The following is a 24,157-nucleotide window of genomic DNA, read 5'->3' as shown; positions in this document are numbered from 1 at the left end:
GCGCAAGGGCTTTGCCAGGTCCGGCGCTTCCAGCTGAGCACGGCCCCATGGAGCCAGGGGGCCGTGCAGAGAGGTTCCGGTCAGCCTTCATAATCGCTGAGGGTGAAGAACAGCGTATCGCCGATTTCGCAGAGCGCTGGCGTGCGTTTGCAGAACACCACGCCGCCTTTGTTGAAATGCAGCTCTTCCGGCTTTTCCCATGGCTCTTTCAGGTTCCAGATGTAGCCGGCCAGCTGGCCGTCTTCGACCACGTCGCCCAGATTGACAACCGGCTCGAACATGCCGTCCTTGCCTGCAAAGATGTAGTGGTCGCCGGTCTGCATCGCCTTGAGCGCAACCTTGTGCTCAGGCTCGGGCAGGTGCTCGTCTTTGACGAAGAGGCCCATTTCCCGCATGCAGCGCTTCATGCCGTTGAAGCCGAATTCGCGGATCCACGGGCGGATCTTGCCGGCGCCGCCCAGTTCGGTCGACAGGTAGATTTTGTCTTGCGGCAGGATCTCGCCCGACAGGGTGGTCTCATGCACCCGGTCGCCGACGATGCCCAGGGGCGCGCCGAAGAGTTCCAGGAATTTCATCTGCATCGCGTCTTTTTGGGCGTCGCCCATCAGACGGATTTTGACCGAGGGGTGGTGATCGATGGATTTGCCGGCCGAGTGCAGGTCAAAGAAGGCATCGCCGCGCGGCACGATGTGGTTGGTGATGTACCAGGCGATCATCTCGGTCGGGGAGCCGTACTGGTTGCCCGGGAACATCCGGTTCAGGTTAGCTTCGCCGGTCCAGTCGAGCGGCGAGGTGCGGCGGCCGGCATAGAAGGCCGGCGCGTTGGCCGCGGGCAGGAAGATGATCTGGCCTTTGATGTCTTCAGGCTCAAGCTCCTGGTAGAGGCCGTTGCAGATCGACACGCCTTCGTACTCGTCGCCATGGTTGGCGCCGATCACCACCGCGACGGGGCCGTCGCCGTTCTTGATCGACATGATCGGCATCGGCAGCCAGCCGTAGGCGGAGCGGTCCGAGGAGAACTGGATGCGCACGTAGCCGTGCTGTTTGCCTTCGGCGTCCAGATCGATCTCGCAGCTGGGGGCGAGGGAGACTTTGGGGCAGGGCATGGGAATATTCCTTCTTTTTATGCCGCTTGAGCTTGGGATTGGAGTTTGCGCCAGGCGGCGCCGAGTTTGGCGATGCCGTCCTTGATGTCGTCCACGGTGATGAAGCTGTAGGCCATGCGGATGCAGTTGCCGGGATCGTCATTGGGGAAGCTGAGGCGGCCCGAGGAGACCTCGACGCCTTCCTCAATGCCCAGTTCGACCAGGCGCTCGGTATCGGTGCCTTCGGGCAGGGTCGCCCAAAGGAAATAGCCGCCTTTGGGGGCCTTGATGGTGGCTTCGGGGATGTGTTCGGCAAAGGCCTCGATCATCGCATCGCGGTGAATGCGCATCTGGTGGATCATCTCGTCGATGTGATGCGCCATCTTGTTGGACTGCATCAGCTGCACCACGATGCGCTGGGCAAAGGCGTTGGAGCCGCCGTCGGCCTTTTGCATTGCCATGCGGCGGATCACGCCGGCATCGCCGATGGCCCAGCCGACACGCAGGCCGGGGGCGAGGATTTTCGAGACGGTGCCGAGGCTGATCACATGGCCGGTGGTGTCCATCGACTTGATCGAGGGGATCACCTCGCCCTCAAAGCGGATACGGCGGTAGGGGTCGTCCTCGCAGATCACGAAGTTATAGCGCTGCGCCAGCGCCAGCATTTTCTTGCGCCGCGCCAGCGAAGTGGTGATGCCGGTCGGGTTGTGGAAGTCCGGCACGTCGAACAGCAGCTTGGGCATCTGCTCGGCGTTGTTTTCCATCCGCTGCAGCTTTTCTTCCAGCTCGTCGGCGCAGAAGCCTTCCTCGTCCTGGCCGATGTCCAGGAAACGCACGTTGTGGGTGCGCATGATGTGGACGGCGGTCATATAGGTCGGGCGGGTGACGATCACGGTGTCGCCGGCCTCGCAGAAGGTGCGCAGGGCAAGATCAAAGGCGCTTTTGGAGCCGTAGGTGACCAGCACGTTTTCGCGGGAGGCCTTGATGCCATCCTCGGCGACGAAATTGCAGATCTCGTCACGCAGATCGTCGAGGCCCATCAGCGGCGCGTATTGCATGGCTTCTTCGCGCAGGGGGCCCACGGCCTCGGTCGCCTCGCGCACCACGTCGGGCAGGCAGGGCGGGTAGGCGGCGCCGGAATTGAGGGCGATGGTGCCCGGCGCGTGGTCAAACACCGATTTGCCAAGAATGGCAGAGCGGCGGGCGAATCTGAAATCAGTCATTGTCTTTCCAGTCAGGTTCAGGATGCGGCGGCCATGCGGGCGGCGGTAAAATCCTCGATCGCGGCCCCCACGGATTTGAAAACGGTGATTTGGCTGTCCGAGGTGCGCGGCTGCGCCTCGCCGCGGCACAACTCGGCCATGTCGCCCACGATGTCAGCGCGGGTGATGGTGCCCTCAGCAAGCGGCTGGGTGATGTCGCCGGCCTCGGCCATGGCGCCATCATAGGTGTCAACGATGATGCCGCCGGCGGCGCGTTTCAGCGCCTCGCTGTCGGCTTCGCGCATCTCAGTCGTGAAGCCGCCGACCAGATCCAGATGCGCGCCGTCTTTCAGCAGCGCACCCTTGATCAGCGGCTCGTTGGTGATGGTTGCGGCGGCGATCACATCTGCCTCTGCGACGGCGGCGTCCAGATCGGTGGCCACGGTGACGGCCTCGTCGAACTGACCGGCCAGCGCCTGGGCCTGCTCGGGGCGGCGGGCCCAGATCTTGACCGTTTCATAGTCGCGAACTGCGCGGTGGGCCGGGATCAGGTTTCCTGCGATGGTGCCCGCGCCGACGATCAGCAGCGATTTTGCATCTTTGCGCGCCATCTGATCTGCGGCGAGGGCAGAGGTGGCGGCAGTGCGGCGCGCGGTCAGCTCGCCGCCTTCCATCACTGCTTCGGCCTGGCCGGTCACCGCGTCGAAGACCATCACGCTGGCGTTCACTGCGGGCAGGTTGCGGGCCGAGTTTCCGGGGGCGATGAACAAGATCTTCACCGCCAGCTTGCCGCCTTCCTCCCAGGCGGGCATCGCCAGGAAGGAGGCATCCGGCTCGCCCGGCACCGGCACCGCATGCGCAGTGCGCAGGGGCTGCGAGACGCCTTTGGCAAAGGCCTCCTTCAGTTCGGAAATCAGCGCCTCCCAGGGCAGGGCGGCCTGCATGTCGCTGTCGGTGAAGAGTTTCAACTGGCTATCCTCCCGCTGCCGGTTTTGCTGGATAATATATTATCTAGTATCAAGTGGCGTCAAGCGTTGTGACAGCCCGCGTAAAAGCGCCGGATTGGCCCTGCGCAGCAAGGCCGGGCGGCAGTTCACCTGCCGCTTCCGCCGGGATGCCGTTTTGAGAATCAGCCTTGCCGGATTGCAGGTTCGATCCTGTGATTCTTCGGGGCGCCGCCTGTTTCGGCAGATTGCGCGGCTGAGGAGGGTGCGCGCTGAGAGGCCCTGTTTTCTTGGGCAATTACCCCATTGCGGATACTGCTTCTGCTCAATTTGCAGAAATTTCTTGCCCTGAATAATATATTATCTAGTATGGCGGCACGCAAACACAGCTCGTGTAAGGTACGACATGACAGCCCCATACGCAGATTTCACCAAAGAAGAGTTCGAAGCGCGCTACGCCAAAACCCGTGCGCTGATGGCCGAGAAAAACCTCGACGCCATGCTGATCACCGAACGGCTGAACTATCAGTATTACACCGGCCACCGCTCCGAGCAGTGCGCCGTGGACAAGATCCGCTCCTACATGTTCATTCTGCCCAAGGATGGCGACCCGACCCTGATCACCATGCCGTTCGAAGTTGCGCAGGTGGAGCAGACCTCCTTCATCACCGACATCCGCACCACCGGCGGGCTGATGGGCCATCCCGAGTTCATCATCGGCGTGCTGAAGGATCTGGGCCTCAGCAAAGCCCGCATCGGCGCCGAACTGGGCCGCGAGCAGTATCTGGGCATTTCCTACCTGGGCCTGCAGGAAGTGATGAAGGGCCTGCCGGAGGCAGACTTCATCGACGCCGCCGACATCATCCTGAAGGTGCGCAACGTGAAGTCGCCGCAGGAAATCGAATACCTGCGCCGCGCCTCGATCATTTCTGCCGAAGCGCAGAAGAAGACCTTCCAGGAGGTGCGCGCGGGCATGACCGAAAACGAGGTCGCCCAGATCCTGCGTCAGAACCTGATTGCCAACGGAGCTGAGAAGATCTCGCTGCTGTGCGTGCTGTCCGGTGCCAATGAAAAGGGCATTGTGCTGCTGCCGACCGACCGGGTGATCCAGAAGGGTGAGACCCTCGGCTTCGATGTGGGCGTCAGCTACAAGGGCTACTGGTCCGACCTGGCGCGGACCGCCTCCATCGGCAAACCCTCGGATGCGCTTAGTGAATTCTACACCTGGGCCATGCAGCTGCGCCATGACTGCAACATGCAGCTGACCGCGGGCAACACCCCGGCGCATGTGATCGAGGTGGTCGACAAATACCTGTCCGAGCGCGGGCTCAAGACCATGGGCGTCGGCCGGGTCGGCCACGGCGTCGGCATCGAGACCACCGAATACCCGTCGCTGGCGGCGTTTGAGGATATCACCTTCGAGGTTGGCAACGTCTTTGCCTGCAACCCGAATTTCTCGAACGAGCTGGGCTTCATCAACGCCGAGGATAACTGGGCGGTGACGGAAGGCGAGCCGGACCTGCTGTCGGCGCCGGTTGCCGAATGGGAGATCCCGGTCATCGAAGCTTGATGCGGATGCGAACCATTGGCGTCACGGGGAGACCCGTGGCGCCGCACCAAGGGAGGAAACAATGAAATTCAACGGATTGCGCCGGACACTGCTCAAGACAGTGGCGGCTGCTGCATTTGCCGGAGTGCCCGCGATGGGCACGGCCGAGACGCTGGAAGACCGCGGCAAGGCGGATGGCCTGCGCGTCGCCTATTACAACTTTGCCCCCTTCGCCTATGTCGATGGCGAGGGCAAGGTGATCGGCGAGCAGGTGGAAATCCTGCGCCATGTGCTGGGCGAAATGGGCCTGAGCATCGCCTCTGAGACCTCGACCGAATGGGGCAACCTGATCCCGGGGCTGAAGGCGGACCGGTTCGATATCGTGGCGGCCGCGATGTTCGTCACCCCCAAGCGCTGCAACGAAGTGGCGTTTTCCGAGCCGACGTTCGGCATACAGCAGGCGCTGGTGGTGAAAAACGGCAACCCCTCTGGCCTGACCGAATACGAAAGCGTGCGCGAGGCGGGCGTGACCATGGCAGCGATCTCTGGCACCGCACAGGTTGACTGGGCAAAGAGTGTTGGCGTCCAAGAGGCCAGCATCATGCAGGTGCCGGATACCCCGACCGGGCTAGCGGCCGTGCGCGCGGGCCGGGCGGATGCCTTTGCCATCGATGCGCCGGGTGCCCGGCTGGCAGTGGCCAGCAATGACGGCGGCGAATTTGAAATGCTGCAGCCTTTTGCCGAGGTGGATGGCAAACCCGCCAGCCCGCATGGCGCCTATGCGGTGCGCCCGGATGAAGCGGCTTTTGTCGCGGCGTTCAACGCCAAGCTGGCCGCGTTCATCGGCACGCCGGAACACCTGAAGATCATGGAAGCGCATGGGCTGCAGCCCAGCGAGCTGCCGTCGCGCAGCACCGCCGATCTTTGCAAAGGCTAACCCGGGCGGGGCCTGCGGGCCCCATCCACTGACTGCTCAAGGCCGGAAGGTGACGATGCAAGACCAGACCCCGCTGACAGAGACCGTGCTGGGCGACAGCCCCGGCCCGTTCCGCGTGGGTGTGCTGGCGCTGGCCAATGATCAGGTGATCGAACGCGACCTGGGGCTGCTGCTGCCGCCGGAGGTGCTGACCTTCACCACCCGCATCGCCTTTGGCGGCGATTGCACGATGGAGCAGCTGGCAAAGATGGTGCCGCAACTGGCGGAAGCCGCCCAGCTGCTGAACCCGGAGGTGGCGCTGGATGCGGTCATTTTCGGCTGCACTTCGGGCACGATTGCAATCGGACCGGAGACAATCCGCGATGCTATCCAATCCGTGAGTCCCGGCGCCTTGGCGGTGAACCCGGTGGAGGCCGCCTCAGGTGCGCTGCGCCACCTGGGCGCCCGCCGCATCAACCTGGTGACGCCCTACGAATTCGAAATCGCCGACCGCATGGCGGCGCAATTCGAGGCAGCGGGCTTTGCCATCAACCGCAGGTTCGACTTCGGCATCACCGCCTCGGAAGATATCAGCCGGGTCCGGCCTGAGGCGATCCTTGAAGCTGCAGCCCGGCTGGGCGGCGAGGGGGCGGAGGCTACCTTTATCTCCTGCACGGATTTCCAGTCGCTGGAGGTGCTGGAGCGGATTGAAACAGAAACCGGCATGCCGACGGTATCCAGCAACCAGGCAATGGCCTGGGACATTCTGGCCTCGCTGGGTGTGACGGGCGGCGTGCCGGGCTATGGCCGGCTGCTGCGTGAACTACCGAATTGACGACACAAAAAAACAGGGAGAATACTCATGACACTCAACAAAATCCGCAGAACCGTGCTGAAAGGTGCCCTGGCGGCAAGCGTGGCAATGCTGCCGGCAATGGCGGCCCATGCTGAAAGCCTGATGGACCGCGCCAAGGGCGAGGGCCTGCGCGTCGCCTTCTACAACTTCAAGCCCTACGCTTATAAGGACGACAGCGGCAATCTGACCGGCACCGATGTGGAAACTCTGCGCGCTGTGCTGGACGCGATGGGCGGTAAGATCGCCGAGGCGAAATCCACCGATTGGGGCGCACTGATCCCCGGCGTCAAGGCCGACCGTTTCGATGTGGTGGCCGCGGGCATGTTCGTCACCCCCAAGCGCTGCGCCGAAGTGCAGTTCTCTGAGCCGACCTTTGGCATCCAGCAGGCGATGGTGGTGTCCAAGGGCAACCCCAAGGGCGTCACCAACTATGAATCCGTGGCCGAGCAGGGGCTGAAGATCGGCGTGGTCTCTGGCTCTGCACAAAAAGGCTATGCCGAGGCGGTGGGCCTGAGCGATGCCAGCATCTCGCAGCTGCCAGATAACCCGACCGGGGTGGCTGCCCTGCGCGCGGGCCGCATCGACGCTTGGGCGGTCTCGGCCCCCGGCGTGCGCCAGATTATCGCCAGCCTGCCGGATGCGCCGATTGAGTCCACCGAGCCCTTTGCCGAGGTGGCGGGCAATGTTGCTGTGTCTCATGGTGCGTTTGCCTTCCGCCCGGCGGATGCTGAATTCGTCGCAGCATTCAACGCCGAGTTGACTAAATTCATCGGTTCTGACGCGCATATCGCGCTGCTGCAGGAACACGGCATGACTGCCGATGAACTGCCGATCAGCGCCACTGCCGAACTCTGCGGCAGCTAAGACCAACAGCCTCCTCCGGGGCCTGTACCCGGGGGAGGCATGAACGGATGGGGAGGGCCGGATGGTACCAAGAATTGCCATTGTCATTGGCTTGGCCGCCTTTTTGGCAGGCTTGTCGGTGGCGACTTTTGCCGAGCTGAAGATGTTTCTGCCTGCGATCCTGAGGGGCGCGGTGGTGACGGTTCAGATTTCGGTGCTGTCCTGGCTTGTCTTCATGGCTATGTCGCTGATTGCCGGTGTTGCCCGGGCCAAGGCTTCGGGCGCGGTGCTGTGGCTGGCGGTCGGCTATATCGAGGTCTTCCGCGGCACCTCGCTGCTGGTGATCCTGTTCTGGCTGTTCTTCGTGATGCCTGAGTTCGGCCTCACCATGTCGCCGGTGCTGGCGGGTGTTTTGGGCATCGGGCTGAACTTCGGCGCCTATGGTGCTGAGATTGCCCGCGGTGCCATCGGCGCAGTGCCGCGCGGCCAGACCGAGGCAACTATTGCACTCAACATCTCGCCCTGGAACCGGATGACTCGGATCATCCTGCCGCAGGCTATCGCCATCATGATCCCCGGCATGGTCAACCTCACCATCGAGCTGATCAAGGCCACCGCGCTGGTCTCGGCCGTTACATTGGTCGATATCACCTACGCCAGCGTGCAGCAGAACCAGCTGCATTTCCGCACCGTGGAGATCTTCGCGATCACGCTGATGCTGTATTACTGCTTTGCCCAGTTCGTGCGCTTTGGCGGTGACGCATTGGAAGAGCGCTTCTCCCGCCACCTGAGCAAGAGGGTCTGAGCCATGGACTGGAGATGGGATTTCACATTCGATGTGGTGCTGCCCAAGATGTGGGAAGCGGCAGGCGTCACCGTCTGGGCTACGGTTGCGAGCTTTGTGCTGGCGCTGATCGGCGGTCTGATCCTGATGCTGCTGAAGACGCACCGCTCACCCTGGATCAGCAGGCCGGCCACTGAGTTCATCGAGTTCATCCGGGCCACGCCCCTCTTGGTGCAGATTTTCTTTCTGTTTTTCCTGCTGCCCGATTTCGGCATCACCCTGCCGCCGCTGACCACCGGCATTCTGGCCATCGGCATCTACAATTCGGCTCTGTGCGCCGAGGTCTACCGGGCCGGGTTTCAGGCCGTGCCCAAAGGCCAGTGGGAGGCCTGCATTGCGCTGAACCTGTCGACCTACCGCACCTTCCGGGATGTGATCATCCCGCAATCGCTGCCGCCGATCGTGCCTGCGCTGGGCAATTACCTGGTGGCGATCTTCAAGGAAACGCCGCTGCTGTCTTTCGTGGCGGTAGCGGAAATCATGCAAATCTCCAAGCTGATCGGCGCGGAATACTACCGCTTTACCGAAGCCGTCACCATTGCCGGGATCTTCTTCCTGGTGATGAGCCTGATCGCCGCCTTCCTGATCCGCCTGGTTGAGAATTACGTCAAGAGGAGCATCCTGCATTGACCCATCCCATGATCCAATTCGACAAGGTGCTGAAGGCCTATGGCGCGCTGCAGGTTCTGAAGGATCTCGATTTCAGCGTCGGCAAGGGCGAGGTGGTCTCGATCATCGGGCCCTCCGGCTCGGGCAAGACCACGGTGCTGCGGGTGCTGATGACGCTGGAGGGTATCCAGGACGGCACCATGTATGTCGACGGCGAGCCGCTGAACCGGATGCAGAAGAACGGTGTGCTGGTGGATGCCAGCAAGGCACATGTGCGCCGGATCCGCTCGAAAATCGGCATGGTGTTCCAGAACTTCAACCTGTTCCCGCATATGACGGCGCTGGAGAACTGCATCGAGGCGCCGGTGCATACTTTGGGCCAGTCGAAGGCCGAGGCGACCGAAGAGGCAATGCGGCTGCTGACCATGGTCGGGCTGGCCGACAAGGCAGGCCATTACCCCAGCCAGCTGTCAGGCGGCCAGCAGCAGCGGGTGGCGATTGCCCGCACCCTGGCGATGCACCCGGAAGTGCTGCTGTTTGACGAGCCGACCTCGGCCTTGGACCCGGAGATGGTAGGCGAGGTGCTGGAGGTGATCCGCGATCTGGCCAAATCAGGCCGCTACACCATCCTGCTGGTCACCCATCAGATGGGTTTTGCCAAAGAAGTGTCTGACCGGGTGTGCTTCTTTGACGGCGGCCGCATGGTTGAGCAGGGGGCGCCGGACCAATTGTTCGACAACCCGCAGAACGCGCGGCTGCAGCAGTTCCTGTCCAAGGTGCTGGAGGCAGGCTGAGCATGGTGGCGGTGCGGTATCCTCTGCCGGAGGGCGTGTGGCCCGATGCGGTTGCGCTGCGTCAGGCGCTGGCGCAGGGGGCGGTTTCCGCGCGCGCAGCGCTGGAGGGCTGTTTCGCGGCCATCGACCGGGTAAACGGTGCGTTGAATGCGGTGGTCTATCAGGACCGGGCCGGGGCGCGTGCGGCGGCTGAGGCCTGCGATGCCGCGGCGGCTCCCATCGGGCCGCTGCACGGGGTGCCGGTGACGGTGAAGGAGTGTTTCGACTGGCAGGGGCACCCCACTACCTGGGGCGATCCGGCGCGGGCGGGTGATATTGCCGCGGAGGACTCCGCCGTGGTGGCGGCGCTGAAACGGGCTGGGGCGGTGATCCTGGGCAAGACGAACATCCCGCCATACCTGTCTGATTGGGAGACTGCCAACCCGCTGTTCGGCGCCACCCGCAACCCGCATGATCCGGAGCGCAGCGCCGGCGGTTCCTCGGGCGGGTCGGCAGCGGCGGTGGCTTCGGGCATGTCCTACATCGACATCGGCAGCGACCAAGGCGGCTCGATCCGCCTGCCGGCGCATAACTGCGGGGTGCATGGGCTGAAGCCGAGCTGGGGGCGGATTTCGCTGCGCGGCCACAGCCCCTTGGGTGAGCTGCGGGAGCCGGATATCGGCGCAGCAGGGCCGCTGGCGCGTTCGGCGCGGGATGCAGCGCTGGCCTATGGGGTTCTCAGCGGCGATGCCAATACTGATGCGGTGGGGGTGGAAGGGCTGCGGATTGCGCTGCTGCCTGATTTGCCTGGCTGCCCGATGGACGACAGCTATCGCACAGTCATTGCAACCTTCGCCAACCGGCTGCGCTCTGCTGGCGCTGACGTCACAGAAACTGCGCCGGATATCGATTTCACCCGCGCGACCGAGCTGATGAACCTGCTGGTGCGGGCCGAAACCGCGCGCAAGTCGGAGCTGGCGGCAGAGTTCCGCGCCCGGCAGGGGGCAGATGCTCCGCAGGGTGCATACGCGGCGCTCAATGCTCGCGGCAATACGCTGAGCCACCGCGATTGGCTGGTGCTGCACGAGGAACGTCTGCAGCTGTGCCGCAAGCTGGAGGGGTTCTTTGCGGACTACGACCTGCTGCTCTGCCCGGCGGCAGCCGGGGCAGCTGCGCCCCTGCGCCCAGATTGCGATCCCACCGCACGGACGGTGGTGGTGAACGGGTGCGAAGAACCCATACTCAAGCAGCATATGCTGCAAATGCTGGGCAGCCTGTGCTATCTGCCCGTGCATGTGATGCCAATCGGGGGGCTGCCTTCCGGCCTGCCGCTTGGTATTCAGCTGATTGGCGCTTTGGGGCAGGACCATAAGGTCCTGGCGGCGGCCGAGGCCTTTAGCCGCCTGGAATGTGACGAATAGGTACGGTGGATCATGAAGAACATCCTCAACTACGGTGATGGCCCCAAGGCGATCTATGAAGTGCTGAAGCAGCAGATCATTGCAGGCGAACTGAAGGCCGGGGAAGAGCTGAAGATCATGCCGCTGGCCAAGGAGATGGACATCTCCATCGTGCCCCTGCGTGAGGCGATCCGGATGCTGGCGGCGGAAAGCCTGGTGGAGCTGCGGCCGCGGCGCAGCCCGATCATCGCCAAGATGAACGAGCGCGAGCTGATCGAGATGAACCAGATCCGCGGCGCTCTGGAACCCATCGTGCTGGCCGACGCGGTGCCGCGCCACACCGAGGCGACCATTGCCGCCTGCCAGACGCTGATCGAACAGGACGAGCGCTCCACCGATCTGTGGGAGAAGGTGGAGCTGAACCGGCAGTTCCACCTGTCGCTGCTGGAGCCGTCGATCATGAAGCGCTCGCTGGCGATCATCGGGGACCAGTATGACGGCATCGCCCGCATCACCCAGTTCCGGGTGGTCGATCATGGCGGCCTGATCGGCAAGCACAATTTCGAGCATGAGGCGATCCTGGACGCGGTCCGGGTGGCCAATGTGGAAAAGGCGGTGGTGCTGATGACCCGCCATATCGATCACGCCACGGTGCGTGCCAGGCACGAGCTGAGTCAAGCGGTGGAGGCGGGCCCGGCTGCGGGCGGCTCCGCTGCGCAAGCGACCAAGGGCTGATCCAGCCCTCAACAGGGAAGACAACAGATGAAGACCTGCGACTATGTCGTGGTGGGAGCCGGCAGTGCCGGCGCCATCATTGCTGCACGCCTTGCGGAAGACCCCTCGGTCTCTGTCCTGCTGCTGGAGGCGGGGCCGAGGGACAACAGCCCCTTGTTCCATGTCCCGGCGGCGATGCGCTATGCCTACAACGCTCCGAAGTACAACTGGAACTACGAGACCGAGCCGGAACCGTTCCTGAACAACCGGGTGCTGGTGCAGCCGCGCGGCAAGGTTCTGGGCGGCTCAAGTTCGATCAACGGCCAGCTGTATCTGCGCGGACATCCGATGGATTACGAGGGTTGGGCAGAGGCGGGCGCGCGCGGCTGGTCCTATGCCGATGTGCTGCCTTACTTCAAAAGGCTGGAGACAAGGGTGGACGGCGCCAGCGGCTACCGCGGGGGCGAAGGCAGGATCCGCGCCTCGACGATGGGGGCGGACAACCCGCTGACCCAGGCCTTCCTGCAGGCGGGCAGCGAAGCGGGATACCTGCGCACCGATGATGTGAACGGCGGCCAGCAGGATGGCTTTGGCCTGTTGCCCAAGAACGTCGCCGACGGCCGCCGCTCCTCGACCGCGCACTGCTATCTGCGCAATCCGCCTGCCAACCTGACCATCGAGACCGGCTGCCATGTGCGCAACATCGTGATGGAGGGGCGCAAAGCCACCGGCCTGCGGATGGTGCAGAACGGTCAGGAGGCGACGGTCAAGGCCAACCGCGAGGTGATCCTGTCGGCGGGCGCCTTCAACAGCCCGATGATCCTGATGCATTCCGGCATCGGCCCCGCGGGACAGCTGCGCGGGCAGGGGATTGAAGTGCTGCACGACCTTCCGGGTGTAGGCGAGAACCTGATGGACCACCCGCTGACCTCGCTGCAGGTGGCCTGTACCCAGCCGGTAACGCTCTACAAGCATCTGAACCTGTTCTCGCAGGCGAAGGGTGTGCTGGACTGGCTTCTGACCCGCAAGGGGCTGCTGGCCAATAACCACTTCGATGCGGTGGGTTTTGTGCGGACCAAGGCAGGTGTGCGCTTCCCCAACCTGCAGATCGCGCTGTTCCAGATTGCGGTGGCCGAGGGGTCGGCGGATTTCGTCAAGGAACACGCGTTCCAGCTGCAATTCGCCAACCAGCGCCCGCAAAGCCGCGGCTATGTGCGGCTGGCGTCAAACGATCCCTTTGCCGCGCCGCGCATCCGCTACAACATGCTGGAGCATCCAGAGGATGTGGAAGAACTGAAGGCAGGCTTCCGCCTCAGCCGGGAACTGGTGCAGCAGCCGTCGCTGGCGGCCTTTACCGGCAAGGAGATCTTCCCCGGCTCAAAAGTCGAAAGCGATGCGGATCTTGAAGCCTGGCTGCGTGAAACCTGCCATTCCTCGTATCACCCCTGCGGCACCTGCAAGATGGGGACTGATCCGATGGCAGTGGTCGACCCGGAATGCCGGGTGCATGGCATCGAAGGCCTGCGGGTGGCGGATGCCTCGGTGATGCCCATTATCCCCTCGGCCAACCTCAACTGCCCGTCGATGATGATTGGCGAGAAGGCGGCCGATATGATCGCGGGCAAGGACCCGTTGCCGCCGTCGAACCTGCCCTATTACAGCGATCCGAACTGGGAAACCTCCCAGCGCTAGAGTGCTCAGCTGTGTCGGTTAATTTGTTGAGGGCAGCGCCCGACCCTGGGTGGGCGTGAAGCGCCTTCCTGTGGGGAGGGGCGGGCGCTGCCCGGCCTATCAGCCGGGCGGTTCAGTTTATCAGATCACAGCGTTAGGCAAAAAAAGAGGGCGCCCGGTTGGGCACCCTTTCCAGTCGGGGGAGTTTCCGGCCTATTGCGCAGCCGCCGTCAGCCGCGGGAAGAGATACTCCTGCACCGCCGCTTCGCCGCCGACGCAGCCCAGCCCGCTCTGCTTGATGCCGCCAAAGGGCACGTCGATATAGGCCGTGGTCAGCTGGTTCACCGCAACGCTGCCGACCTGCAGCCGGGCGCCAACGGCTTCGGCTTCAGCCTGATCGGGGCCGTAGACATAGCCCGACAGCGCCAGCTCGCAGTTGTTGACCTCGGCAATCACCGCTTCCAGGTCGTCATAGGGGGTGATGCAGGCAATCGGGCCAAAGATCTCTTCACGCAGGCCTAGAGCGTCCCAAGGCACATTGGCAAAGACCTTGGGCGACACCCAGTTGCCTCCCTCCTGCGGAGCGGAGTCATTCACGATGGCGGTTGCACCCTTGGCCAGGGCATCCTCGGCAATCCGCTGCATTGAGGCGACGCGCTCGGTGGTGGCCAGCGGTCCCATGGTCGTCGCGTCTTGCAGCCCGTCTCCCAGCACCAAATTGCGCACATAGGCGCCTGCGGCCTCGGCAAAGGCATCATGCTGGGCGCGGTTCACAAAGATCCGGTTGGGCGCGGTGCAGACTTGGCCCGCGTTCCAGAAACGTTTGGAAATCAGCGCCTTGGCGGCTGCCTCCACGTCCGCGCCGGGCAGCACGATGGCGGGCGCATTGCCGCCCAGCTCCAGCGTGCAGCGCATGATCTCTGCGCCGCATTGCGCCGCCAGCTGGCGGCCCACCCGGACCGAGCCGGTGTAGGAAAGATGCCGGGTGGCGGGGTGCTTGATCAGGGTTTCCGACAGCATGGCCGAAGAGCCCATCAAGAGGTTCACCGCGCCCTCCGGCAGACCGGCCTCATGCATCAGGCCGATCAGCCGGGCCACCGAGGCAGGGGTGGAGTTGTTGGCGATCACCACAGCGGTGCAGCCGGCTGCCAGCGCCGGGGCCAGATGCACGGCTGCAGTTTCGACCGGGAAGTTCCAGGTGGTGATGATGATCACAGGCCCGGCCGGGATCATGTCGATGGTGCGGTTGGTGCCCTTGTCGGGGCGCTCATAGCGGAACGGCATGGTCTCGGCGACCGAGGCGAAATGTTCGAACATTTCGATCACCCCGTCCATCTCCATCCGCGCTTCCGCCAGCGGCTTGCCCTGCTCGGTGGTGATCAGGCGCGAGAGCTCTTCATGCGCCTCCTGAACGCGCTGCGCAATGGTACCCAGCATCCGCGCCCGTTGCTGGGGAGCCAGAGCGGACCAAACAGGAAAAGCCTTGGCTGCCGCATCTGCCGCGGCCCGCGCGTCTTCTGCAGTGGCGCAGACCATGGTGCCAACCGGCGCGCCGGTTGCAGGCGACAGGTTGTCCCGGGTTTCGCGGTTTGTTTCGGAGAGCCATTCGCCGCTGACGAAGGGCGCGCAGTTCTGGGCCATGGGAAAGTCCTGAGTGTGGTTTGATCTTGATAATATATAATATATTATTTTTCGGACAGCAAGCACACTCTGCCTCATGACAGGCGTCCCGGGATGTTGCTGCAGGGCGGTGGGTGCCATCAGATTGATATGGGCGCACCCGGCAGTTTTGTTGAGGGTGATCTGCTCCAGGCAGCGGGCGGGGCGCAACCGGGTCAGCTTTGCCCCGCCGGGAATTGCGTAGATTCGCTTGCTGTTTTCGTCGATCCCGCAAAGGCGGTAGGCTCTGCCAGGGAGGGCCCGGTTTCGACAGATTAGGTGAGTGGGCTGAGGCGATTTTCATGCCCATCCCCGGATCCGGCAGAATGGCCATGCGTCCGAACAGCGAAAAGGCGCCGTCATTCGGTGGCAGGTCCCGCATTATCGGCGTCACCCGGAAATGGCGCTCCCCAAACCTGGCCCGGCGCAGAACTCAGCGGCGGAAAGCAGTTTCACTCACTTCTCATGCGGTGACGGTTGCAACGGGCGCGCCTAGCAGATCCCAATCCGGTTCCACGCCAAGCCCCGGTGCGCCGGACATGGCCATGAATCCGTCTTTGATGACCGGCCCGCCAGAGGCAATCGGATGAGTCGCGTATTCATGGAAGGCAGAGGACTGGAAGTGGAAATTCCGCGGTGTCGAATGCGCCAGATGAGCAATGGCTGCATCTGCTATTTCACCGCCCCAGCTGTCCTCGATGGTCATGATGATGCCCAGCTGCGTGCAGACATCGCGGATGGTGCGGGACTTGGTCAGCCCGCCCATGCGGCTGATCTTGAGGTTGACCACATCCATCGCCCGTTCCTGGTGGCCGCGCAGCACCGCTTGCAAGCTGTCCATGCATTCATCCAGAATCATCGGATGGGCAGAATGATCGCGCACCACCCGGCATTCTTCGTATGTTTCGCAAGGCTGCTCGATATAGAGGCTCATGTCCGACACCGCCGAGACCACCCGCACGGCGTCGTGCTGGCGCCAGCCGCAATTGGCGTCTGCCGCCAGTTTCTTGCCCGGCTGCAGTGCAGAGGCCACCTTGCGGATGCGTTCGATATCGGTGTCCGGATCCGCGCCGACCTTCATCTGGAACTGGCTGAACCCTTGTTCCTGGTAGGAAATCAGCTTCTCTGCCATCACCTCGGGATCCGCGCGCGAGACCACTTTGAACAGCCGCACTTGCTCCTGCAAGCGGCCGCCCAGGAGGTTGCATACCGGCTGACCGGTGGCCTTGCCCCAAATGTCGTAGCAGGCGATGTCTACGGCCGGTTTCACATAAGGGTGGCCTTTCAGCAGCTGGTCCATCAGCCTATTGATGGCGCCGGGCTGTGTTGGGTCCTGGCCGATCAGTCCCGGCGCCATTGTGGCTATGCCGGTGCGCGCGCCTTCGGCATAGGCAGGCAGATAGGCCGGGCCCAGCGGGCAGATTTCGCCAACGCCGTAAAGACCCTCGTCGGTGTCGACCCGCACAACGGTGCTGTCAAAGGCGGCAAAGCTTTGGTTGGACCAGGAATAGGCGCCTTCCTTCATTGGCAGGCTGACCTGATACAGGCTGATCTTGGTGATTTTCATGGAAAACCCTCTCCCTTGCGGGGCCTGGCTGATGCGCAGCCGCCCCAGATGCTGGCGGAGAGTGTGGGATTTCGTTCTGGGCAAGAATAGTACATTTGGGTCATAGTTTTGTACGTGCGCTTCAGAAGGAGAGGGGGCGATGGCCGACCGGACAGACTATCAATGGATCGGCCCGACCATGCCGCCGCCGGAGATTGAGCCACCGCTGAAGGTGGCAATTGTGCCAACCCCGGATTTCACGCTGATGTCCTTTTCCTGCCTGGTCGAATACTTGCGCCTCGCCGCGGATGAGAGCGACTTCAGCCGCCAGGTCTATTGCTCCTGGTCGCTGCTGGCCGCCGATGACCGGCCTTTGGTTTCCAGCAGCGGCCTGGCGATGCTGCCGACCGCGGATATGGGCAATCTGGAGCAGTATGACGTGGTGGTTTTTCATGGCGGCACCATGCATTCCACCAAGCCGGTGCCGCAGTATGTCTATGACGGTATCCAGCAGGCGGTGGACAAAAACCTGCCTATTGTAGGCCTGTGCACCGGGCAGTTCCTGCTCGCCGAGATGGGGCTGCTGGATGGCCGCCAATGTGCTGTCCACTTCTCTCTGGAGCCGCTCCTGCGCAAGCATTTTCCAAAGGTTACACCGATTTCAGACCGTCCGGTGGTGGAGGACGGGCGTTTCATGACATGCCCCGGCGGGTTGGCCTCCATCAACCTCGGCACCCAGTTGGTGTCTAAACGCTGCGGCGCCTCGCGGGCGGAAAAAGTGCTGCACTACCTGATGGCCGACAAGAAAAGCATTTTCGAGGGCACCGCCGCACAGGATCAGGCTTTCATCGGCGAGCATTGCCTGGACCGGCGGGTGGTCAATGCCATTGGCATCATGCGCCAGCGTATGTACGAGCGCTGCGATATCTCGGATATTGCCCAGCAGGTCGGCACCACCAAGCGCGAGCTGACCCGGCTGTTCAACCGCTATCTGCGGGTGCCGCCGGCCGAGTACTGGCGCGGTATCCGGCTGTCGGCGGCGCATTGGATGGTGGTCAACACAGACCGCTCGATCACCCAGATCGCCTATGAATGCGGTTTTACCGACAGCTCGCACCTGATCCGCTGGTTCCAAAAGCGCTACAAGCTGACCCCGACGGCGCTGCGCAGGGCCAGTATCTCGGCCAGCGTTCACTGACGGACTTACAATTTCCTGTCCCTTACATACAATTAATCATCGGCATACGGCTCGAACCGTTTACATCGGTGATGATACGGCTGTGGGTCTGTATATTGGCCTGCATGGCCGACGCGGTGAAGCTTGGCATCAACCTTAACGCGGAAAAGGGTGAGGTGATGGATACCTTCCGGCTGCTGGCGGACGAAGGGATCACCATGATCGCGGTGGTGCATGAGGTTCCCTTTTTTCCGCGAGGTCACCGGCCGGGTGGCATTCTTCCAGCAGGGGGCCTTCACGAGAACGGGTCCGCTGAGGAGCTGACCAGTTACTCGCCGTTGCCACGGACGCAAGAGTTCCGGAGCAAGATCCTCTGATCGCTGCCGGGTTCAGGTGCAATTGGCCGCCTGCGCTACACCAAGTCGGGCTTGGCAGGCGCCACATAAGGCAGGCGGGCGCGGGCCTTGGTATCGGCAGCGCCGGCATTGCGGATGTAGCGGGTATCGTCATCAAGCCGGATCGAATGCACATAGGTCGGATCGCCGCCGGTCACTTGGTGGATCGCCAGGCGGCGGACCTGGCTGGCGCGGATGGTCTCGCGCAGCGCCTCCGGATCCCAGCCATCGAACAGGATGGCTTCCAGCTCCGCCCGGATCTTCGCGCAGGCAGGATCATCTGCCCTGTTGCTGACCTCGTTGGGGTCTTCCTCGATGTTGTAGAGCAGGGTGTCCACCCCTTCGAGCCACATCAGCTTCCACGGGCCTTTGCGCACCATGCGGCTGGGGCCGGTGGAGCCGTCGGCTGCAAACTCGGACATCGCCACGTCGCGCAGTCCCGACGTATCGCCATTCAGCGCGGGCACCAGAGACTGCCCGTCAACCGGTGCGGCATATTCTTCGAACGGGCGGCCAGCAGCCAGATCGCTGAGGGTCGGGAGGAGATCCACCAGCGAAATGTTTTCCTTCACCCGCGCGGGGGAGAAACGATCAGGCGCGTAAACGATGAAGGGCACACTGGCAGCCCATTCGAAGAAATGCTGTTTGAACCACATGCCGCGCTCGCCCATCATCTCGCCGTGGTCGGCGGTCAGGATGACGATGGTGTTCTGCATCTGGCCGGTCTTTTCCAGAACATCGACCAGGCGGCCGACCTTCTCGTCGATATAGGAGATCATGCCGTAGTAGCCGTGCCGCGCCATGCGGCGGTGCTCGGGCGTGACAGTGAACTCATGGCGCGACTGGCAGTAGTGCAGATTGCGGCTGAGGTGGTCCATGTCATCAAGCTCCAGCGGCGGCACCGCCGGAGACTCGATATCGTCGTGGTCGTAGAGGTCCCAGTACTCCTGGCCGATCACAAAGGGCGAATGCGGCGAGGTGAAGGAGACCGTAAGCATAAAGGGGCGGTCGTCGCCCTTGCGGGCCAGATCATACAGCGCCTGCACGCCGTGGTATTCGACCTCGTCGTCATAATCCATCTGCATCGAGCGGATACAAGGCCCGCTTTCAATGATCGGCGCCATGGTCAGATTGGTCGGCTTGTACTCGCGCCCCTTGGACCAATCGACGGTCCAGGCAAAGTTGGCCGGATAAATCTCGGTGGTGTGGCGCTTGTCGTAGCCGTGCAGCTGGTCGGGGCCGACAAAATGCATCTTACCGGACATCTCGACCCGGTAATCCATGGCGCGCAGGTAATGGGCAAAGGTCGGGATGTCGGCGTGAAATTCGTTGGCATTGTCGTACATGCCAATGGAGAACGGCAGCCGTCCTGCATGCATCGAGGCGCGCGAGGGGCCGCACATGGGCAGGTTGCAGTAGCAGTTTTCAAAGACCACGCCGTTCTGCGCCAGCCGGTCGATATTGGGCGCCTTGACGGTCTGGTTGCCATAAGCCGCAAGCGCATTGGCGGCGAGCTGGTCGGCCTGAATGAACAGAATATTGGGGCGTGTCATCCTGAAAACCTGTGTCTTTGCGTGAGAGGGTAAGTGCCGGGCGGCGCACTTTAGGAGAGAGAGCCGCCCGGCCGCGAGGGCAGGATTATTCGATTACCATGCCCAGGCTTTCGGCGACGCTGCTGAAGGTCTGAACCTGGCCTGCAACAAACGCCTGGGTATCGGCGGGGGATAGAACCGCAGGCACCGAGCCCAGCTTGCCGGTGGCCTCCAGCCAGCTGTCATCGGCCGAGATCTTGCCCAGCACATCAACCCAGGCCGTAACCACATCCTCGGGCAGGTCCTTGGGCCCCCAGACGCCGGTCCATCCGATGACGTTTTCCAGGTTGGGGTGGCCCATTTCCTGCGCGGTCGGCGTGTCCGGGATGGAGGCGAAGCGCTCGGGCGTAGTGGTCAGCAGCGGGCGGATCTGGCCGGATTCGATGGCGCCGGACAGGCCCGACAGATTGTGGAAGATCAGATCGGCATGGCCGCCGACCACTGCCGCGGTCGCCTTGCCGCCGCCCTTGAAGGGGACATGGATCAGTGCCTCAGACCCGACTCCGATGTCATCCAGCAGGATCAGCATGGCCATATGCAGCAGGGTGCCGACCCCGGCCGACGCATAAGACAAGCGTTCGCCGTTCTGGATTGCCGCCTTCAGCTCTTCAAAGCTCTGGTATTTTGAATCCGCGGCGACGCCCAGGACAAAGGGGTTCTTCTCGATCAGCCCGAGGAAGGTGAAGTCGTCCCACTTATAAGGAATGGTGCGGTTGATGGCCGGCACTGTCGCCTGCGAGCCGACCCGCGCCATCAGCAGCGTGTAGCCGTCCTTGCGCGATTTCGCGACCTGGGTCGAGCCGACCACGCCGCCGGCACCGGTCTTGTTCACCACCAGGATATTCTGCCCCAGATACTCAGGCGCCTCATTGCTGAGGGTGCGCGCCGCAAGGTCCGCAGCCCCGCCCGGGCCATAGGGCACCACCAGGGTCACCGGTTTGGCCGGGTAGTCAGCAGCCATGGCGCCGCCTGAGGCAACCAGAGCGGCCAAACCCGCCGCGGCCCCGAGCCGTTTGAGAATCATCATCGCATTTCCTCCCTGTTGTCCGCTGGTTTTCCTCACCCAATCATATTTGCTTGCAGAAAGCAATTAAATATGCAGAATGAATTTCAGGAGAGAGAAACACGAGGAAAACCAATGGCTGCGCGCACCCATGAAGAGACAGGCAAGCTGAACCGCAGGCTGGTGCTGGGGGAGGTTTTGAAGAATCGCTGCATCTCGCGCACCGAGATCGCCAGCAATGTCGGGCTGAACGCCGCCAGCATCTCGCGCATCACCCGCGACCTTCTGGATGCCGACCTGATTGTCGAGCAGGAGCTGTCTGACCCCAACGGCCGCCGCGGCCGCCGCTTTGTGCAGCTGGCGCCGCAGGCCGAGGGCGGCTTCATCATCGGCATCGGCATCAATGCCTTCCGCCAGTCCGTGACCCTCGCCGATCTGGAAAACAACAAAATCGCCGCCTGGGAGGCCACTGGCACCCCGCTGCACGACGGTCCGGCCTTTCTGGATCTCTGCGCCCAGAAGGCCGCTGAGCTGGTGGCGGAGCACGTCGGGGACCCGAACCGGTTCTTCGGCACCGGAATCGCCATCGCCGGCCATATTGACAAGCGCTCGAAGAAACTTCTCTCCGCGCCGGTGCTGGGCTGGGTGGAGGAAATCGATGTCGAGGCAATCTTTGCCCGTCATCTGGACGGCCCGCTGGCACTGGAAACACCATCCGCGGCAATCAATCTGGCCGAGGGCACATTCGGCATGGCCCGCGACTATCAGAACGTTGTCACTTTGAACTGCAGCCTGGTGACAGGCATCGGCCTGACCGTGAACGGCGGTGCCGTCGGCGGCGCGCTGAATGCCAGCAGCGTTCTTAGCGATACGCCCTATACCTTCGTGCCCGAGGCCACCGGTCCGGTAGAGCATTTCCCAACCTTGGAGGACGCGATGAGCGGCCGCTCCTTTGTCCGCGAGATGCTGGGCGAAAAAGCTGGCAACCTGAAGGATGACGCGGAGCTTGGCCGCGAACTGATGGCGCTGATCGCCCAAGCTAATGCAGGCGATGCGCGCGTAGCTGCGTCGCTGACAAACCTGGGCGCAGCTTATGCCCGGTCCTTTGCCATGCTGTTTTCTGTGCTGCGGCCGGAATTGGTGCTGCTGGCCGGACCGCTGTCGGAGTCCAAAGACTTCGTGCAGGCGCTGCAGCAGCAGCTTGCCTATCAGACGCCGCCGCGGCTTGGCCCGATCCAGGTTCAGGCGACGGAGATGACTCACATCGGCGCCGCCCGCTGGCTGTCGATCCGCGAGAACCTGATCTTCAAGGACATCAATCTGAGCCAGCTATTGGACAAGGGGGGAACATGAACAACCGGCCCAAGGACCTGATTACCGCGGTGCTCTTCATCGCCCTGGGACTGGCCGCAGTCCTGCTGCTGATCCCCTCCGGCGTGGTGGTGCCCGGATCCGTCAGCATCCCGGCGCTGTCGCCGGACTTCTGGCCCTATACCATTGCCTGGGGCGTGATCCTCTCTTCCGCCTTCCTGCTTGTGGAGGCTTTGGCGCTGAAGGTCCCCGGCGGGGGCGAGGAGGATGACACCGAAGACGCGCAATACAATCTGGAAACCCTTCCGGCCACGCTGCGCACCGTCATTCTCACTTTCGCTCTGTTTCTCTTTTACTATGTGCTGACCCATCTGGGCATCGTTGCCAGCTCCATCGTGCTGATGCCCGCCATGATGCTGTTCTTCGGCGAGCAGAACTGGAAGTTCATCCTGCCGCTCAGCATCCTGATCCCGATCGGTCTCTACCTGTTCTTCCTGCACGCCGCCGGCATCCCGATGCCGCTGGGCATCTTCGAAAACCTGCTGTGAGGAGACGCAGATGATCGAGAACCTATCCGCCGCATTGGACCTGTTCCTGAGTGTCGAGAACTTCCTGGCCGTGGGGCTGGGCGTGCTGATCGGCACCATCATCGGCGCCATCCCCGGCATGACTACTCCAATGGGCGTGGCGCTGGTGCTGCCCTTCACTTTCTCGCTGCCGCCGGTGACCGGCATCCTGCTGCTGCTCGGGGTCTACAAGGGCGGCCTCTACGGCGGCTCGCTGACCGCGATCCTGATCAAGACGCCGGGCACGCCCGCCGCCTCCTGCACCATCCTCGACGGCTATCCGCTGGCGCAGAAGGGCGAAGCGCGCAAGGCGCTGGACATCGCGCTCTATGCTTCCTGTGTGGCGGATATGATTTCGAACATTGCGCTCATCCTGTTCGCTGGGGTGCTGGCGAGCTTCGCCCTGCGCTTCGGCCCGCCGGAGTTCTTCACCCTGATTGTCTTCTCGCTGACCATCATTGCAGGCGTCGCGGGCCCCAGCCTCACCAAGGGCATCCTGTCTGCCTGCCTGGGCCTGATGCTGGCCACTGTCGGGCTCGATTTGATCTACGGCACTGACCGCTTCATCTTCGGCAATTTCGAGCTGATGTCGGGCCTCAATTTCATACCCGTGCTGATCGGCCTGTTTGCCCTGCCTGAGATCATCCACCGCTCCACCCGCCTGCCGCGGTTCGGCGCGGGGCAGCGCAGCCGGCTGGGCAATGGCGCCAGTTTTGCCGAGTTCAGCAAGACCCTGAAATCGGTGATCCGCGGCAGCGTGATCGGCGTGATCCTAGGGGCCATCCCGGGCATCGGCGGCGCGCCCGCGGCCTTCCTCAGCTATTCCGAGGCCCGCCGCAATTCCCCCAACAAGGACAACTTCGGCAAGGGCGAGCCCGAAGGCGTCGCTGCGGCCGAGGCGGGCAACAATGGCGTCGCCGGCGCCACGATGATCCCGCTCTTGGCACTCGGCGTGCCGGGCGATGTGATTACCGCGGTGATCCTCGGTGCCTTCATGATCCACGGGCTGCGCCCCGGGCCGATCCTGTTCGAGCAGAACCTGCCGATGATCTATGCGCTGTTCATGGGAATCCTGCTCAGCTCCGCTTACCTGTTCGGCATCGGCAAGATGGCAATCCGGGTGTTCAGCCGCGTAGCGCTGGTGCCCAACCGCATCCTCTACCCGATTGTCTTCGTGCTCTGCGTCTATGGCGCCTATGCGGTGAACAACAACCTGTTCGACATTCTGGTGATGCTCTGCATGGGTGTGGTCGGCTACATGATGCTGCGGCTTGAAATTCCGGTGGCACCCTTCCTGATCGCATTTGTGCTGGGTCCGCTGCTGGAGGACAATTTCCGCCAGTCGCTGCTCCTGTCAGACGGCGACCTTACGATCTTCCTGCGCAACACGATCTGCATTGCCTTCTGGGTGCTTACCGCCCTGTCGGTCTTTGTGCTGATCCGCAGCCGCATCCAGGCCTCCCGCACCGGGCAGGCATCCACCCTGACAACCGGAGGCTAAT

General features: G+C 62.9%; 22 protein-coding genes. 15 read left to right on the top strand and 7 right to left on the bottom strand.

Going from position 1 to position 24,157, the window contains the following annotated elements:
* Positions 1-80: 80 nt before the first annotated feature.
* Genes RA19_RS06250 through RA19_RS06240 form a run of 3 tightly spaced genes read right to left on the bottom strand, consistent with a single transcriptional unit; the run spans position 81 to position 3,255 of the window.
* Positions 81-1,106 carry a succinylglutamate desuccinylase/aspartoacylase family protein gene (locus tag RA19_RS06250; RefSeq protein WP_039160673.1) on the bottom strand — a complete coding sequence of 342 codons (1,026 nt, stop codon included), beginning with the start codon at positions 1,104-1,106 and terminating at the stop codon, positions 81-83.
* Positions 1,107-1,123: 17 nt separating this feature from the next.
* Positions 1,124-2,308 carry an aminotransferase-like domain-containing protein gene (locus RA19_RS06245; RefSeq protein WP_039160671.1) on the bottom strand — a complete coding sequence of 395 codons (1,185 nt, stop codon included), beginning with the start codon at positions 2,306-2,308 and terminating at the stop codon, positions 1,124-1,126.
* 17 nt (positions 2,309-2,325) lie between these two features.
* Positions 2,326-3,255, bottom strand: a complete 930-nt coding sequence (locus tag RA19_RS06240) for an ornithine cyclodeaminase family protein (RefSeq protein ID WP_082020460.1) — start codon at positions 3,253-3,255, stop codon at positions 2,326-2,328.
* A 382-nt stretch (positions 3,256-3,637) separates the two neighbouring features.
* Between RA19_RS06240 and RA19_RS06235 the strand changes: the two genes are divergently transcribed.
* The 10 genes from RA19_RS06235 (at position 3,638) to RA19_RS06190 (ending at position 13,427) form a co-directional block, all read left to right on the top strand.
* The gene (locus RA19_RS06235; RefSeq protein WP_039160669.1) at positions 3,638-4,801 is read left to right on the top strand and encodes a M24 family metallopeptidase; all 1,164 of its coding nucleotides are present in this window, start codon (positions 3,638-3,640) and stop codon (positions 4,799-4,801) included.
* A 61-nt stretch (positions 4,802-4,862) separates the two neighbouring features.
* Complete coding sequence (ehuB, locus tag RA19_RS06230; RefSeq protein ID WP_039160667.1) at positions 4,863-5,717, top strand: ectoine/hydroxyectoine ABC transporter substrate-binding protein EhuB; 855 nt, start codon at positions 4,863-4,865, stop codon at positions 5,715-5,717.
* A 55-nt stretch (positions 5,718-5,772) separates the two neighbouring features.
* The gene (locus RA19_RS06225; RefSeq protein WP_052261670.1) at positions 5,773-6,531 is read left to right on the top strand and encodes a maleate cis-trans isomerase family protein; all 759 of its coding nucleotides are present in this window, start codon (positions 5,773-5,775) and stop codon (positions 6,529-6,531) included.
* Positions 6,532-6,558: 27 nt separating this feature from the next.
* A complete protein-coding gene (gene ehuB, locus RA19_RS06220) occupies positions 6,559-7,416 on the top strand; it encodes an ectoine/hydroxyectoine ABC transporter substrate-binding protein EhuB (protein ID WP_039160665.1) in 858 nt (285 codons plus the stop codon).
* 61 nt (positions 7,417-7,477) lie between these two features.
* Positions 7,478-8,200 carry an ectoine/hydroxyectoine ABC transporter permease subunit EhuC gene (gene ehuC, locus RA19_RS06215; RefSeq protein ID WP_206540262.1) on the top strand — a complete coding sequence of 241 codons (723 nt, stop codon included), beginning with the start codon at positions 7,478-7,480 and terminating at the stop codon, positions 8,198-8,200.
* A gap of 3 nt (positions 8,201-8,203) precedes the next feature.
* The gene (gene ehuD / locus RA19_RS06210) at positions 8,204-8,869 is read left to right on the top strand and encodes an ectoine/hydroxyectoine ABC transporter permease subunit EhuD (RefSeq protein ID WP_039127002.1); all 666 of its coding nucleotides are present in this window, start codon (positions 8,204-8,206) and stop codon (positions 8,867-8,869) included.
* Positions 8,870-8,877: 8 nt separating this feature from the next.
* The gene (gene ehuA, locus RA19_RS06205) at positions 8,878-9,642 is read left to right on the top strand and encodes an ectoine/hydroxyectoine ABC transporter ATP-binding protein EhuA (protein ID WP_039160663.1); all 765 of its coding nucleotides are present in this window, start codon (positions 8,878-8,880) and stop codon (positions 9,640-9,642) included.
* A gap of 11 nt (positions 9,643-9,653) precedes the next feature.
* The gene (locus RA19_RS06200) at positions 9,654-11,042 is read left to right on the top strand and encodes an amidase family protein (protein ID WP_206540261.1); all 1,389 of its coding nucleotides are present in this window, start codon (positions 9,654-9,656) and stop codon (positions 11,040-11,042) included.
* A gap of 12 nt (positions 11,043-11,054) precedes the next feature.
* Positions 11,055-11,756 (top strand): GntR family transcriptional regulator, encoded by a 702-nt coding sequence (locus tag RA19_RS06195; protein WP_039160661.1) that lies wholly within the window; start codon positions 11,055-11,057, stop codon positions 11,754-11,756.
* Positions 11,757-11,783: 27 nt separating this feature from the next.
* On the top strand, positions 11,784-13,427 hold the full coding sequence (locus RA19_RS06190) for a choline dehydrogenase (protein WP_039160659.1): 1,644 nt from the start codon (positions 11,784-11,786) through the stop codon (positions 13,425-13,427).
* A gap of 192 nt (positions 13,428-13,619) precedes the next feature.
* Here RA19_RS06190 and RA19_RS06185 read toward each other — a convergent pair whose 3' ends face one another.
* Together RA19_RS06185 and RA19_RS06180 are read right to left on the bottom strand one after the other, a co-directional pair.
* Positions 13,620-15,047, bottom strand: coding sequence for an aldehyde dehydrogenase family protein (locus RA19_RS06185; RefSeq protein ID WP_052261668.1), 1,428 nt, complete (start codon positions 15,045-15,047; stop codon positions 13,620-13,622).
* 481 nt (positions 15,048-15,528) lie between these two features.
* On the bottom strand, positions 15,529-16,632 hold the full coding sequence (locus tag RA19_RS06180; RefSeq protein ID WP_039160657.1) for a cis-3-hydroxy-L-proline dehydratase: 1,104 nt from the start codon (positions 16,630-16,632) through the stop codon (positions 15,529-15,531).
* Positions 16,633-16,771: 139 nt separating this feature from the next.
* Between RA19_RS06180 and RA19_RS06175 the strand changes: the two genes are divergently transcribed.
* Complete coding sequence (locus RA19_RS06175) at positions 16,772-17,809, top strand: GlxA family transcriptional regulator (protein WP_039160655.1); 1,038 nt, start codon at positions 16,772-16,774, stop codon at positions 17,807-17,809.
* Between the two features lie 104 nt (positions 17,810-17,913).
* On the top strand, positions 17,914-18,165 hold the full coding sequence (locus RA19_RS06170; RefSeq protein ID WP_039160653.1) for a hypothetical protein: 252 nt from the start codon (positions 17,914-17,916) through the stop codon (positions 18,163-18,165).
* A 35-nt stretch (positions 18,166-18,200) separates the two neighbouring features.
* Here RA19_RS06170 and betC read toward each other — a convergent pair whose 3' ends face one another.
* Positions 18,201-19,736 carry a choline-sulfatase gene (gene betC / locus RA19_RS06165; protein WP_039160651.1) on the bottom strand — a complete coding sequence of 512 codons (1,536 nt, stop codon included), beginning with the start codon at positions 19,734-19,736 and terminating at the stop codon, positions 18,201-18,203.
* An 85-nt stretch (positions 19,737-19,821) separates the two neighbouring features.
* Positions 19,822-20,802 carry a Bug family tripartite tricarboxylate transporter substrate binding protein gene (locus RA19_RS06160; protein ID WP_052261667.1) on the bottom strand — a complete coding sequence of 327 codons (981 nt, stop codon included), beginning with the start codon at positions 20,800-20,802 and terminating at the stop codon, positions 19,822-19,824.
* Positions 20,803-20,913: 111 nt separating this feature from the next.
* On the opposite strand from RA19_RS06160, the gene RA19_RS06155 reads away from it, so the two are divergent.
* From RA19_RS06155 to RA19_RS06145, 3 genes are read left to right on the top strand one after another with little or no spacing between them, the layout of a single operon-like run.
* On the top strand, positions 20,914-22,131 hold the full coding sequence (locus RA19_RS06155) for an ROK family transcriptional regulator (protein ID WP_039160649.1): 1,218 nt from the start codon (positions 20,914-20,916) through the stop codon (positions 22,129-22,131).
* Positions 22,128-22,637 carry a tripartite tricarboxylate transporter TctB family protein gene (locus RA19_RS06150; protein ID WP_039160647.1) on the top strand — a complete coding sequence of 170 codons (510 nt, stop codon included), beginning with the start codon at positions 22,128-22,130 and terminating at the stop codon, positions 22,635-22,637. The genes RA19_RS06155 and RA19_RS06150 overlap by 4 nt, the downstream gene beginning before the upstream one ends.
* A 10-nt stretch (positions 22,638-22,647) precedes the next feature.
* A complete protein-coding gene (locus RA19_RS06145; protein WP_039160644.1) occupies positions 22,648-24,156 on the top strand; it encodes a tripartite tricarboxylate transporter permease in 1,509 nt (502 codons plus the stop codon).
* Position 24,157 lies beyond the last annotated feature (1 nt).

This window comes from Leisingera sp. ANG-M1 (assembly GCF_000813745.1).
Lineage (GTDB): Bacteria > Pseudomonadota > Alphaproteobacteria > Rhodobacterales > Rhodobacteraceae > Leisingera.
Note: the sequence above shows the minus strand (reverse complement) of the source record. Positions and strands in the feature narration are given on the sequence as shown.